Genomic DNA, 12,487 nt, shown 5'->3' with positions numbered 1-12,487 from the left:
GGTAACGGCCACTTAGGGTTCCGCCCTGACGGCGGCTCACTTTTGAAAAGCGCAAAAGTAAGCAAAACGCTCTTGCCCCACCACTCGGCACCTCGCTTGGGCTCGGTGTGCCCGTAATCCGCCAGTGATTTTGGGGGGCCGCCGCCACGCGCCATCCATGGCGCGGGGCGGCTAAACCGGCATCCCTGCCGGTTTACCCCCCAAATCCCTGTCGAATTCCGGCCAGCGTGGTTTGACGGGGCGCTTCAGATCAAAAGCAGATCAAGATCAAGAGCGACTCGCTTCGCATCGTGGTTACCGTTGAGCGTTACAGTCTTGTGTAGATACCTATGCCGCGATGAGCGCCAGCCCAATCAACACAAATCAAACAGCCAACAGGCGCTCACGCAACTTGCCAATCTCATCGCGCGTCTGCGCCGCCGCTTCAAACTCCAGATCCCGCGCCAACTGGTACATCTTCTCTTCCAGCTGTCGAATCCGTTTGGTGATCTCACTCGGCGAGCGCAGTTCGTTCTCGTACTTGGCGCTCTCCTCGGCGGCCTTGGCCATGCCCTTGCGCTTCTTGCTGCGCGAGCCGGGCACGGTGGCGCCTTCCATGATGTCGGCAACGTCCTTGAACACACCTTTGGGGGTAATGCCGTGCTCCAGGTTGAACGCGATCTGCTTGTCGCGACGGCGCTGAGTCTCGCCAATCGCCCGCTCCATGGAGCCGGTGATGCGGTCGGCATAAAGAATTGCCCGTCCATTGAGGTTACGCGCCGCTCGGCCGATGGTCTGGATCAATGAACGCTCGGAGCGCAGGAAGCCCTCCTTGTCCGCATCCAGGATCGCCACCAGTGACACTTCTGGCATATCCAACCCTTCGCGCAGCAGGTTGATCCCCACCAGCACATCGAAGGTGCCCAGGCGCAGGTCGCGGATGATTTCCACGCGTTCCACGGTGTCGATGTCCGAGTGCAGGTAACGCACGCGCACGCCGTGGTCGGCCAGATAGTCGGTCAAGTCTTCGGACATGCGCTTGGTCAGGGTGGTAACCAGCACCCGCTCTTCCAGGGCCACGCGCTTGTTGATCTCCGACAGCAAGTCGTCGACCTGGGTCAGCGCCGGGCGAATTTCGATTTCCGGGTCCACCAGGCCGGTGGGTCGCACCAGTTGCTCGATAACGCGGCCCGCGTGCTCGGCTTCATAGTTGCCGGGCGTAGCGGAGACGAAGATGGTCTGCGGGCTGATGGCTTCCCACTCGTCAAAGCGCATCGGCCGGTTGTCCAGCGCCGACGGCAGGCGGAAACCGTATTCCACCAGGGTTTCCTTGCGTGAACGGTCGCCCTTATACATGGCGCCCACCTGCGGCACGCTGACGTGGGATTCGTCGATCACCAGCAAGGCGTCCGGCGGCAGGTAGTCATAGAGCGTCGGCGGCGGCGCGCCGGAGTCACGGCCCGACAGGTAGCGCGAGTAGTTTTCGATGCCGTTGCAGTAGCCCAGCTCCAGGATCATCTCCAGGTCGAAGCGGGTGCGCTGCTCCAGGCGCTGGGCTTCCACCAGCTTATTGTTGGAACGCAGGTATTCCAGGCGCTCGGCCAGCTCGACCTTGATGCCCTCGATGGCGCCCATCAGGGTTTCGCGCGGGGTCACGTAGTGGCTTTTGGGGTAGAAGGTGAAGCGCGGTAGCTTGCGGATCACTTCACCGGTCAACGGGTCGAAGGCTGACAGGCTTTCGACCTCATCATCGAACAGTTCGATACGGATGGCTTCCAGGTCGGATTCGGCCGGGTAGATATCGATCACATCGCCGCGCACTCGGAAGGTGGCGCGGGCAAAATCCATGTCGTTACGGGTGTACTGCAGGCTCGCCAGGCGGCGCAACAGTTCGCGCTGGTCGAGTTTGTCGCCACGGTCGACGTGCAACACCATCTTCAGATAGGTTTCCGGGCTGCCCAAGCCATAGATGCACGACACCGTGGTAACGATGATCGCGTCCTTGCGCTCAAGCAACGCCTTGGTGGCCGACAGCCGCATCTGCTCGATGTGGTCGTTGATCGACGCATCCTTCTCGATAAAGGTATCGGAGGACGGCACATAGGCTTCGGGCTGGTAGTAGTCGTAGTAGGAAACGAAATACTCCACCGCGTTGTTCGGGAAGAACGCCTTGAACTCGCCATAGAGCTGCGCCGCCAGGGTTTTGTTCGGCGCCAGCACCAGGGTCGGGCGGTTGGTCTGGGCGATCACGTTGGCGATGCTGAAGGTCTTGCCGGAACCGGTCACCCCAAGCAGCGTCTGGTGCGCCAGACCGGCCTCGATGCCTTCGACCATCTGACGAATGGCTTCCGGTTGGTCGCCGGCGGGTTCAAAACGGGTAACGAGCTGGAAATCCGACATAACGTACCTCGTGAAGTCACCCCAGACTCGACACCGCCAGGGACGAAATAGCTCAGCAACCCGCGAATAATCATCGCAGGGTGCAGGAAAAAACCATGATAGCTGTAGAAGTGGTGTCGAATGTGACGGGTTTCAAGGCCGTCGTCCTACACGACCTTTCTCGCCAATGTGGCAATAAGACTAACGGTCAGCAAATAAACCGAAAAACATGGCCGAAAAGCCGTTTCCGTTGTCGCTCTCAGCCGTGATGGCCTCTATACTAGCTCCCCGTTTGTGCACCGCTCTAGTGCATTCGGCTGGAGCGCGACACGTCCCTCCTACCCCCCATAGAGCTGCCGCAAAAATGAGCCTGTTCTCCGCTGTCGAAATGGCACCACGCGATCCAATCCTGGGCCTCAACGAAGCATTCAACGCCGATACACGGACCACCAAGGTGAACCTTGGCGTGGGCGTTTACTGCAACGAGGAGGGGAAGATTCCACTCTTGCGTGCCGTTGCCGAAGCGGAAGCCATTCGTGTGGCGCAACACGCCGCCCGTGGCTACTTGCCGATCGACGGCATCGTGGCGTACGACCAGGCCGTGCAAAAGCTGCTGTTTGGCGCTGAGTCGCCGCTGTTGAGCGAAGGCCGTGTGATTACTGCCCAGGCCGTGGGCGGCACGGGCGCGCTGAAAATCGGCGCCGACTTCCTCAAGCAACTGCTGCCCAACGCCGTCGTCGCCATCAGCGACCCGAGCTGGGAAAACCACCAGGCGCTGTTTGAAAAAGCCGGTTTCCCGGTACAAACCTACCGCTACTACGACGCCGCCACCCACGACGTGAACCGTGCCGGCCTGCTCGAAGACCTCAACGCCCTGCCGCCGCAGTCCATCGTGGTGCTGCACGCTTGCTGCCATAACCCGACCGGCGTCGACCTCAGCCCGGCCGACTGGCAAAACGTGCTGGACGTGGTCAAGGCCAAGAACCTGGTGCCGTTCCTCGACATGGCCTACCAGGGCTTCGGCGATGGCATCCACGAAGACGCCGCCGCGGTGCGCCTGTTCGCGGAATCGGGCCTGACCTTCTTCGTGTCCAGCTCGTTCTCCAAGTCGTTCTCCCTGTACGGCGAACGTGTTGGCGCGCTGTCGATTGTCAGCGAGTCCAAGGAAGAAAGCGCGCGCATCCTGTCCCAGGTCAAGCGTGTGATCCGCACCAACTACTCCAACCCGCCCACCCACGGCGCAGCCATCGTTGCCGCCGTGTTGAACAACCCTGAGCTGCGCGCCCAGTGGGAAGCCGAACTGGCCGAGATGCGCCTGCGCATCCGCGGCATGCGCGAGCAGATGGTCGCCGAACTGGCCAAGGCTGCTCCAGGCCATGACTTCAGCTTTGTCGGCCGTCAGCGCGGGATGTTCTCCTACTCCGGTTTGAGCGTTGAGCAAGTCACCCGCCTGCGTACCGAGTTCGGCATCTATGCGCTGGATACGGGTCGCATCTGTGTAGCGGCGCTGAATCAGTCGAACATTGGTGCGGTGACCAAGGCGATTGTCCAGGTGCTGTAAGCCGGCAAGCGTTATACGAAGGGGGAAGCCATGGGCTTCCCCCTTTTTATTGGCGAACACACTAGACTGAACACCGACTGCCCCCTTGCTGTGAGAGCTTTATGAGAAACGACGACCTGGACCTGCGCGCCGACCGCGACGAACTGCACGACTACGCCCCACGCGCACCGCAAGCCAAGCGACAGAAGAGCCTGGTGCTGCAAGTGGCGCTGGGGGTATTTCTGGGTGGGCTGGCCTTGTGGCTGGTGCAGTTGGGTGCAACGGCGATCATGGCCAAGCTGGCCATGGGCACCCTGCAATTTGGTGGCTGACCCCACCTCTCCTGTAGGAGCGAGCTTGCTCGCGAAAAACTCAAAGGCACCGCGTTCATCCAGAATGCCCGCGTTATCGTTAACGGTCTTCGCGAGCAAGCTCGCTCCTACAAAACCCGCGTTCTTCCAGCAGTTTTACGAAACTGTTCAAGCTCTGCGACACGGTGCCCCGGCGCCAGATCAGCCAGGTATTGAGCAGGCGGAAGCTGTCCGTCAACGGCCACACGCTTACCGCCGCACACCCCGGCATACTCTCCAGCATGCTGCGTGGCATCAGCGCCAGCCCTGCCCCGGCGCTGACACAGGCCAACATGCCGTGGTACGACTCGATTTCGAAGATCCTGCCCGGCACCGCGCCATCCTGTGAGAACCAGCGTTCGAAGTGATGCCGGTACGAGCAGTTGGAGCGGAACGTATAGATGTTCTCGCCATTCACTTCCTGGCCACGGGTGATCGGCGCGTGATGCAGTGGTGCAATCACCACCATCTCCTCCTCGAACACCGCCACACCCTCTAGCGTGGAATGCAGCACCGGCCCATCGACAAAGGCCGCCGTCAGCCGGCCCGACAGCACGCCTTCGATCATGGTGCCCGAGGGGCCGGTGCTCAGGTCCAGCTCGACCTTGGTGTATTGCTGGTTATACGCCGCCAGTAACGCCGGGATACGCACCGCCGCCGTGCTTTCCAGCGAGCCCAGGGCAAACGCGCCTTGAGGCTCCTCCCCCGCCACCGTCGCACGGGCTTCTTGCACTAGGTCGAGAATGCGCCGCGTATAGCCGAGGAAATTCCACCCGGCCGGCGACAGGCGCAGGCGGCTTTTCTCGCGGATAAACAACTCCACGCCCAGGTCCTGCTCCAGTTGTTTGATACGCGTGGTGAGGTTCGATGGCACGCGATGAATCAACTGCGCGGCGGCGCTGATGCTGCCTTGCTCGGCAACGGCCTTGAAGATTTCCAGCTGCACCAGATTCAAGTCATTCTCCAATCATGAACGTATTGCTTAATATTATTCAGTTTCCAGAAAACATACAGCCCCGTACGCTGGCCCCATTCCACTCATTCAGCCGGACGGTGCCATGAACAATGCTATCTCTCACCAGACCCACGCCCTGTCGATCAACCCCGCCAATGGCGAAACCGTCGGCAGCTACGCCTATGAAAGCGCAGAACAGCTGAACGCCGCCCTCTCCCGCTCGACCGATGCCTTCCGCACCTGGCGTCGCACGCCGGTAAGCCAGCGCGCCGAATATCTGCTGGCCCTGGCCGCTGCCCTGCGTGAACAGGCTGAAGACATGGCGCAAATGATCACCCTGGAAATGGGCAAACCCATCGCCCAGGCCCGTGCCGAAATCGAAAAGTGCGCGCAACTGAGCGAATGGTACGCCGCCAACGGCCCGGCTATGCTTGCACCAGAACCCACCCTGGTGGACAACGGCAGCGCGCAGATCGAATACCGCCCACTGGGCCCGATCCTCGCGGTAATGCCGTGGAATTTCCCGGTGTGGCAAGTGCTGCGCGGCGCCGTGCCGACCCTGCTTGCCGGCAACACCTACGTACTCAAGCATGCGCCCAATGTGATGGGCAGCGCGTATCTGATCCAGCAGGCGCTGCGTAAAGCCGGTTTCGCTGAAGGCGTATTCGAAGTAATCAACGTGACCCAGGACGGTGTATCTACGGCCATCGCCGACCCGCGCATCGCCGCTGTGACCCTCACCGGCAGCGTGCGCGCTGGCATCGCCATCGGCTCACAAGCCGGGGCCGCGTTGAAGAAATGCGTGCTGGAACTGGGTGGCTCCGACCCGTTTATCGTACTCAACGACGCCGACCTCGACGCCGCTGTGCAAGCCGCCGTGATCGGCCGTTTCCAGAACAGCGGCCAGGTCTGCGCCGCCGCCAAGCGCTTGATCATCGAAGCGGGCGTGGTTGAAGCCTTCACCGCCAAGTTCCTTGAAGCCAGCCGCGCCCTGGTGATGGGCGAGCCCACCTCAACCGCCACCTATATCGGCCCCATGGCGCGCTTTGATCTGCGTGACGAACTGCACGGCCAGGTCCAGGCGACCCTGGAAGAAGGCGCCACGCTGCTGCTGGGTGGCCATAAAGTCGCGGGCGCGGGCAATTACTACGAACCGACCGTCCTGGCTGACGTCACCGATCACATGACCTCGTTCAAACAGGAACTGTTCGGCCCTGTGGCGTCGATCATCACCGCCCGCGACGCCGAGCACGCCGTGGCGCTGGCCAATGACAGCGAGTTTGGCCTGACCGCGAGTATCTTCACAGCCGATTCTGCAAAGGCGCGGGCGATTGCCGACCAACTGGAAACCGGCGGGATCTTCGTCAACGCTTTCAGCGTGTCAGACCCTCGGGTGGCATTTGGCGGCGTGAAAAAGAGCGGGTTCGGCCGCGAGCTGTCGCACTTCGGCGTACGCGAGTTTTGCAATGCGCAGACGGTGTGGCTGGATCGTAAGTAGCTTGCCAAGAGCCACAAACCAGCCTTGGCGCGCTTCAACAATTTATGTGCCGCCGCACGCACTGCACCAACCCGTCCAGTGCCGGGGGATTCACCGGCGCGAGCACACAAACCGTGTGCTCGCGCTTGCCCTCCGCGACTGTCAGGGTGTAATGCACCCGGCCTGGGTTGCCAGGCTCGGGATCGGTACTTTGCGGCAACTTGAAAAAATCGGCAGCTTCGATCAGTTGCCGCAATTCCTGCTGGTCGGGTTCGGGCAGCGAGTCCAGTTCCACCGTACGCGGCTTGGCCAGCCCCGGAAAAAAAGCCGCCCCACCGCTTTCCTTGATTGAAATTCGCATGGCTGTTCCTCGCCGCCCAGGCGGCTTCGTCAAACGTTTATACCCACCGCTTTCCAGCCTGCCTTGACCGCCTTCTGTTCATCCTTGTTCACGCCATAAAGCTGGCCGGCAATGTCGTGGGTGATGCGCGCAAAACGCAAAAACCCGGAGTTGGGTCGCAGCCGCGAATCGCGCAGTGCGTCGTACCATATACGCCCGGCACGCTCCCAGGCGAACCCGCCTATATTGATCGCCACCTGGTAGAACGCATGGTTGGGAATGCCGGAATTGATATGCACGCCCCCATTGTCCTCGTAAGTTTGCACAAAATCATCCATGTGCCCCGGCTGCGGGTCTTTGCCCAGCAGCTTGTCATCAAAGGCGGTGCCAGGTGCTTTCATCGAGCGCAGGGCGGTGCCTTTGATCTTTTTGGTAAACAGCCCCTTGCCGATCAACCAATCGGCGTCCTCGGCCTTTTGCTTTAACGCGTATTGCTTGATCAACGAGCCAAACACGTCCGACAACGACTCGTTCAGCGCGCCGGACTGGTTGAAGTACATGAGCTTGGCCTCATCCTCGGTCACACCGTGCGCCAACTCATGGCCGATGACATCGAGCGCCACGGTGAAGCGGTTGAACAACTGCTGGTCGCCATCGCCGAACACCATCTGGGTCGAATTCCAGAACGCATTGTTGTAGTCCTGACCGAAGTGCACGGTCGCGTCCAGGGCCATGCCCGCATCGTCGATGGAGTTGCGGTCGAAGACCTGGTCGAAAAAATCGAAGGTCGCGCCCAGGCCGTCATAGGCTTCGTCTACCGCAGCATCGCCGCTGGCGGGTTGCCCTTCGCCACGGATCAGTTTTCCGGGCAGGCTGTCGGTGTTGTTGGCGCTGTAGATCGAGCGCTGTTTTTCGCTGCCCACCGCCAATGCCATCCGCGCGGGGCTTTTGGCGGGTTCGGCGACCATGCGCAACGAGCGGAACGTGCTGTCCTTGGCACGCGTGCGCAACGCGACCTCCCGTTGGGCTTTGTCGCCGTGGCGAGCGATCTGATCGAGCATGTACGGCGGAATCAGGCAGAAAATCGGATTGCGCGGTTGGCGAACACACATGAGCTGGCTCCTTTTTGGCGTGTGATGAACGTCCGGGTAACGATTTTCAGGATAGCCCTGGGATCGCCACCCGGGCCAAATTGTCATGAGTTTGTGTTTCAGTGGTGTTTATCCGAGGCCCATAAGGAACATGCCCATGCCCGCCCGCACAGTCAAAATCGACCTGAAGCACCGCCCCAGGCTTGCCGACCTGCGACCGTTGATCGCGGCCACCCCCACTCTGCTGGAAGCCAGAGCCGCGACGCCGCGTGTCACAGCGGCCAAGGACCTCAAAAACCGCGTTGGCTACGCCGACGACTTCCTCAGCGACTTCGTGGTGCCCTGGCCCACGGTTGGCGAGCCACTGGCGGGCGACGTGCAACCCAAGCGCCTGGACTACACGCATTTCTCCATCACCATGTCGCGCTCTCGACGACTGGCGCTGTACGTGGGGGTAAATATCGACGGCGCCAAGCATGTGGACATCGTGCGCAGCAACGACACCTGGGCCTACGATGGCCGCCTGCCCACCGACGCCCAGGTCGGTGAAGACCTGTACGCCGGCAACGGCCTGGACCGCGGCCACCTGGTGCGCCGCCAAGACCCCAACTGGGGCGACGACGCGACCACGGCCAACCTCGACACCTTCCACTTCACCAACTGCTCGCCACAAATGAGCGGCTTCAACCAGAAGACCTGGCTGGAACTCGAGGACTATATCCTCGACAACACTCAGCGCTGGAAAGCCCGGGCCACGGTGTTCAGCGGCCCGGTGTTCAGCGACAACGACCGCGTGTATCGCGGGGTAAAAATCCCCCAGGCATTCTGGAAAGTGGTGGCCTACCTCAGCGACGACGGCAAACCGTCCGCCAGTGCCTACATGATCGACCAGCGCCGCGAGCTGGACCAATTGGACCTGGTGTTCGGCCAGCTCAGAACCTACCAACGCAGTGTGATTGCGATCGAGCAATTGACCGGCATTCGCTTCGGCCAACTGGCTGACTACGACGGCTTCAGCAACGAAGAGCGCGCCACCGGCACGCGCATCGAAGCCCTGATCCGCGGCCCCCAAGACATTCGACTCTAACCAGTGCCCCCTGTAGGAGCGAGCTTGCTCGCGAAGATCGTCAACGATAACGCAGGGGCGCCTGATGCCCTGCGGTGTTCTCAAGTTCTTCGCGAGCAAGCTCGCTCCTACAGGGCGTGATCGCTTACCATACCGGCGCCGGTTCCCACGTGGGACTAATAGGGAATTCGAAACGCCGCCCAGGCGTCAATCGAAACTGCCCCCGCAACTGTAGGTGCTGAGCCTGCCCCTGAATGCCACTGGACCTCGTCCGGGAAGGCTGGGGCGTGGCGATGACGCATCAGTCAGGAGACCTGCCGGCCCAGCAACATCACTAACCGGCGGGGTGTCCGGGAAGGACATCCTGGCCCTGCACACCTGTAGCGTCCCAGGGCGTATTTCCGAGCCGTAACTCCCCAGCTGCACCCCTGGCTCACTCGGAGATCGCCCCATGCTGCCACGTGTTACCGCCCTGCTCGCAGGCTTGAGCGCCTGCGCCCTGGCCCACGCCGCGCCAAGCCACTACCCGCTGACCGTGGAAAACTGCGGCAGCAGCCTGACCTTCCAACAAGCCCCCGCCCGCAGCGTGAGCATCGGCCAGGCCGCCACCGAGATGCTTTATGCCTTGGGCGTGGGCGATAAAGTGGTAGGCACCTCGCTGTGGTTCAACAACGTGTTGCCACAGTACAAAGCCCAGAACGACCGCATCGAGCGCCTGGCCAACAACGAGCCAAGCTTTGAAGCGGTGATCGCCAAGCGCCCGCAACTGGTGGCGGCCGAACTGGAATGGGTGGTGGGCCCGCAAGGCGTGGTCGGCACCCGTGAGCAATTTCATGAGTTGAAGATCCCCACCTATGTGCTGCCGTCCGATTGCGAGGCCAAGGACAACCTGGTCGGCGCCGACGGCACGCGGTTGCAGCCGTTTCGCATCGAGACGATTTACCAGAGCATCCACCAACTGGCGCAGATCTTCGACGTGCAGGCGCGCGGCCAACAGTTGAACGATCAGCTCAAGGCGCGCCTGGCCGCATCCATCGCCACCGCCCAGGGCAAAGGCTTGAAGCAAGCCAGCGCACTGGTGTGGTTCTCCAGCGCCGAGATGGCCAGCGACCCTTATGTGGCCGGCCATAAAGGCGTGCCGCAATTCATGCTGCACACCCTGGGCCTGCACAACGTGGTGCAGTCCGATGAAGAATGGCCCGCCGTCGGCTGGGAAACCATCGCCAAGGCCAACCCCACTTTCCTGGTGATCGCACGCATGGACCGTCGCCGCTACCCCGCCGACGACCACGAGAAGAAACTCGCCTTCCTGCGCAGCGACCCCGTCACCCGCAACATGGACGCGGTGAAACACAACCGCATCATCATCCTCGACGCCCTGGCACTGCAGGCCAGCCTGCGCACGTTCGACGGCCTTGAACAACTCGCTACCGCCATCGACGGCTACGACCTGGGCCAATGATGCGCACCCTCCTTGCCCTCGCCCTGCTGTTGCTCGCCCTGCTCGCTGGCGTGGCCATCGGCGAAACCGCCATCGAACCGCAGGTGGTGTTGCAGGTGCTGGCCAATAAGCTCTGGGCCGCGGGCTATGCGCTGGACCCGATCGATGAGGGCGTGGTGTGGAACTACCGCCTGACCCGCACCCTGGTGGCCGCAGCCTGCGGTGCCGGGCTGGCGACCTGCGGGGTGATCCTGCAATCGTTGCTGCGCAACCCGCTGGCAGACCCGTACCTGTTGGGCATCAGCGCCGGCGCCTCCACCGGTGCGGTGCTCGTCGTGCTGATCGGTGTGGGCGGTGGGCTGGTGTCGTTGTCGGCAGGGGCGTTTGTCGGCGCCATGGCCGCGTTTGCGCTGGTGATTCTGCTCGCCCGCGCCAGCGGATCGTCCAGCGGCACCGGGCAGATCATCCTCGCGGGCATCGCCGGCTCGCAATTGTTCAATGCCCTGACTGCGTTCCTCATCACCAAGTCGGCCAGCTCCGAACAAGCCCGCGGCATTATGTTCTGGCTGCTGGGCAACCTCAGCGGCGTGCGCTGGCCGTCGGTGTGGTTGGCGGTGCCGGTGGCGGCGCTGGGCCTGGCGGTGTGCCTGTGGCATCGTCGCGCACTGGATGCGTTCACCTTTGGCAGCGACTCGGCGGCCTCCCTGGGCATTGCGGTGCGCCGCGTGCAATTTGTGCTGGTGGCCTGTGCGGCGTTGGTCACGGCGGTGATGGTGTCCATCGTCGGCTCCATTGGTTTTGTCGGGCTGGTGATTCCCCACGCTGCACGCCTGTTGCTCGGCACCGGGCATTCACGGTTACTGCCGGCCAGTGCCTTGGGCGGCGCGCTGTTTCTGATCGCCGCCGATGTGCTGTCACGCACCCTGATCAAGGGCCAAGTGATTCCCGTTGGGGTGGTCACGGCACTGGTGGGCGCGCCGGTGTTTGCGTTGATTTTGATTGGCCGGAGGAACGCCCGATGAGCGTGCTCAGTTGCCGCGGCCTGGGTTTCAAGGTGCGTGAGGCCCAGTTGCTGCACAGTATCGACCTGGACGTGCAGGCGGGCGAAACCCTGGGCATCGTCGGGCCGAACGGCTCGGGCAAGTCCACCCTGCTCAAACTGCTCGCCGGTTTGCGCCCGCCGGCCAGCGGTGAAGTGCGCCTGGGCGGCACGCGTCTGGAAGCGTTATCACGCCGCGCCATCGCGCAACAATTGGCGGTGGTGGAACAACAGGCCGATACCGACGACGCCATCCGTGTGTTCGACGCCGTAGCCCTGGGCCGCACGCCCTGGCTATCGGCGCTGAGCCCGTGGTCGCGTGAAGACGACGCCATCGTGCACCAGGCCCTGCATGACGTAGACGCCACCCACCTGAGCCAACGCGCCTGGCGCAGCCTCTCCGGTGGCGAACGCCAACGCGTACACATCGCCCGCGCCCTGGCGCAACGCCCGCAGATTTTGTTGCTGGACGAGCCGACCAATCACTTGGATATCCAACATCAACTGGCGATTTTAAAAGGCGTGCAAGGCTTGCCAGTGACCACTTTGATTGCGCTGCACGACCTGAACCAGGCACTGACCTGTGATCGCCTGGCCGTGCTGGATCGCGGACGACTGGTGGCGCTGGGTACGCCATTGGAAGTGCTGACGCCACAGCGTTTGCAAGAGACATTCGGGGTGCAAGGGCATTACCTGACGGACCCGTTCGACGGCGCACACATCCTGCGCCTGCGCTCCAACTGAACCTGTAGGAGCGAGCTTGCTCGCGAAAAACCCACAGGCGCCGCGTTCATCCAGGAAACACGCGTTATCGTTGACGTTTTTCGCGA

General features: G+C 62.1%; 11 protein-coding genes and 1 riboswitch. Of the genes, 7 read left to right on the top strand and 4 right to left on the bottom strand.

Features of this window, described 5'->3' with window-relative positions; genetic code table 11:
* Positions 1–363: 363 nt before the first annotated feature.
* Positions 364–2,379 (bottom strand): excinuclease ABC subunit UvrB, encoded by a 2,016-nt coding sequence (gene uvrB / locus MF6394_RS28190; protein ID WP_003192575.1) that lies wholly within the window; start codon positions 2,377–2,379, stop codon positions 364–366.
* Positions 2,380–2,722: 343 nt separating this feature from the next.
* Between uvrB and MF6394_RS28185 the strand changes: the two genes are divergently transcribed.
* Together MF6394_RS28185 and MF6394_RS28180 are read left to right on the top strand one after the other, a co-directional pair.
* Positions 2,723–3,919: an amino acid aminotransferase gene (locus MF6394_RS28185; protein WP_047711411.1), complete on the top strand. Its 1,197-nt coding sequence runs from the start codon at positions 2,723–2,725 to the stop codon at positions 3,917–3,919.
* A 101-nt stretch (positions 3,920–4,020) separates the two neighbouring features.
* Positions 4,021–4,230, top strand: coding sequence for a hypothetical protein (locus tag MF6394_RS28180; protein ID WP_005789784.1), 210 nt, complete (start codon positions 4,021–4,023; stop codon positions 4,228–4,230).
* 79 nt (positions 4,231–4,309) lie between these two features.
* On the opposite strand, the gene ptrR is transcribed toward MF6394_RS28180, so the two are convergent.
* On the bottom strand, positions 4,310–5,203 hold the full coding sequence (ptrR, locus tag MF6394_RS28175; protein ID WP_078468009.1) for a putrescine utilization regulator PtrR: 894 nt from the start codon (positions 5,201–5,203) through the stop codon (positions 4,310–4,312).
* A 103-nt stretch (positions 5,204–5,306) separates the two neighbouring features.
* Here ptrR and MF6394_RS28170 point away from each other — a divergent pair, with 103 nt between their 5' ends.
* Complete coding sequence (locus MF6394_RS28170; RefSeq protein ID WP_078468008.1) at positions 5,307–6,701, top strand: aldehyde dehydrogenase family protein; 1,395 nt, start codon at positions 5,307–5,309, stop codon at positions 6,699–6,701.
* A gap of 34 nt (positions 6,702–6,735) precedes the next feature.
* On the opposite strand, the gene MF6394_RS28165 is transcribed toward MF6394_RS28170, so the two are convergent.
* Both MF6394_RS28165 and MF6394_RS28160 read right to left on the bottom strand, forming a co-directional pair.
* The gene (locus MF6394_RS28165) at positions 6,736–7,041 is read right to left on the bottom strand and encodes a protealysin inhibitor emfourin (protein WP_069558270.1); all 306 of its coding nucleotides are present in this window, start codon (positions 7,039–7,041) and stop codon (positions 6,736–6,738) included.
* Between the two features lie 29 nt (positions 7,042–7,070).
* Positions 7,071–8,132: a M4 family metallopeptidase gene (locus MF6394_RS28160; protein WP_047711415.1), complete on the bottom strand. Its 1,062-nt coding sequence runs from the start codon at positions 8,130–8,132 to the stop codon at positions 7,071–7,073.
* A gap of 136 nt (positions 8,133–8,268) precedes the next feature.
* Here MF6394_RS28160 and MF6394_RS28155 point away from each other — a divergent pair, with 136 nt between their 5' ends.
* From MF6394_RS28155 to MF6394_RS28140, 4 genes are all read left to right on the top strand, one after another.
* Complete coding sequence (locus MF6394_RS28155) at positions 8,269–9,198, top strand: DNA/RNA non-specific endonuclease (RefSeq protein ID WP_078468007.1); 930 nt, start codon at positions 8,269–8,271, stop codon at positions 9,196–9,198.
* A gap of 122 nt (positions 9,199–9,320) precedes the next feature.
* Positions 9,321–9,513: riboswitch (cobalamin riboswitch) on the top strand.
* A 115-nt stretch (positions 9,514–9,628) separates the two neighbouring features.
* A complete protein-coding gene (locus MF6394_RS28150; protein WP_047711417.1) occupies positions 9,629–10,639 on the top strand; it encodes an ABC transporter substrate-binding protein in 1,011 nt (336 codons plus the stop codon).
* Positions 10,636–11,640 carry a FecCD family ABC transporter permease gene (locus MF6394_RS28145; RefSeq protein WP_044274732.1) on the top strand — a complete coding sequence of 335 codons (1,005 nt, stop codon included), beginning with the start codon at positions 10,636–10,638 and terminating at the stop codon, positions 11,638–11,640. The genes MF6394_RS28150 and MF6394_RS28145 overlap by 4 nt, the downstream gene beginning before the upstream one ends.
* Positions 11,637–12,401: an ABC transporter ATP-binding protein gene (locus MF6394_RS28140; protein ID WP_078468006.1), complete on the top strand. Its 765-nt coding sequence runs from the start codon at positions 11,637–11,639 to the stop codon at positions 12,399–12,401. The genes MF6394_RS28145 and MF6394_RS28140 overlap by 4 nt, the downstream gene beginning before the upstream one ends.
* Positions 12,402–12,487 lie beyond the last annotated feature (86 nt).

The sequence above is a fragment of the Pseudomonas sp. MF6394 genome, from assembly GCF_002018845.1.
Classification (GTDB): Bacteria; Pseudomonadota; Gammaproteobacteria; order Pseudomonadales; family Pseudomonadaceae; genus Aquipseudomonas; species Aquipseudomonas lactis.
Note: the sequence above shows the minus strand (reverse complement) of the source record. Positions and strands in the feature narration are given on the sequence as shown.

What these genes read in the sequence shown, in the direction of transcription:
- uvrB (WP_003192575.1), bottom strand. Translation starts at nt 2,379, where the DNA reads ATGTCGGATTTCCAGCTCGTTACCCGTTTTGAACCCGCCGGCGACCAA.
- MF6394_RS28185 (WP_047711411.1), top strand. Translation starts at nt 2,723, where the DNA reads ATGAGCCTGTTCTCCGCTGTCGAAATGGCACCACGCGATCCAATCCTG.
- MF6394_RS28180 (WP_005789784.1), top strand. Translation starts at nt 4,021, where the DNA reads ATGAGAAACGACGACCTGGACCTGCGCGCCGACCGCGACGAACTGCAC.
- MF6394_RS28170 (WP_078468008.1), top strand. Translation starts at nt 5,307, where the DNA reads ATGAACAATGCTATCTCTCACCAGACCCACGCCCTGTCGATCAACCCC.
- MF6394_RS28165 (WP_069558270.1), bottom strand. Translation starts at nt 7,041, where the DNA reads ATGCGAATTTCAATCAAGGAAAGCGGTGGGGCGGCTTTTTTTCCGGGG.
- MF6394_RS28160 (WP_047711415.1), bottom strand. Translation starts at nt 8,132, where the DNA reads ATGTGTGTTCGCCAACCGCGCAATCCGATTTTCTGCCTGATTCCGCCG.
- MF6394_RS28155 (WP_078468007.1), top strand. Translation starts at nt 8,269, where the DNA reads ATGCCCGCCCGCACAGTCAAAATCGACCTGAAGCACCGCCCCAGGCTT.
- MF6394_RS28150 (WP_047711417.1), top strand. Translation starts at nt 9,629, where the DNA reads ATGCTGCCACGTGTTACCGCCCTGCTCGCAGGCTTGAGCGCCTGCGCC.
- MF6394_RS28145 (WP_044274732.1), top strand. Translation starts at nt 10,636, where the DNA reads ATGATGCGCACCCTCCTTGCCCTCGCCCTGCTGTTGCTCGCCCTGCTC.
- MF6394_RS28140 (WP_078468006.1), top strand. Translation starts at nt 11,637, where the DNA reads ATGAGCGTGCTCAGTTGCCGCGGCCTGGGTTTCAAGGTGCGTGAGGCC.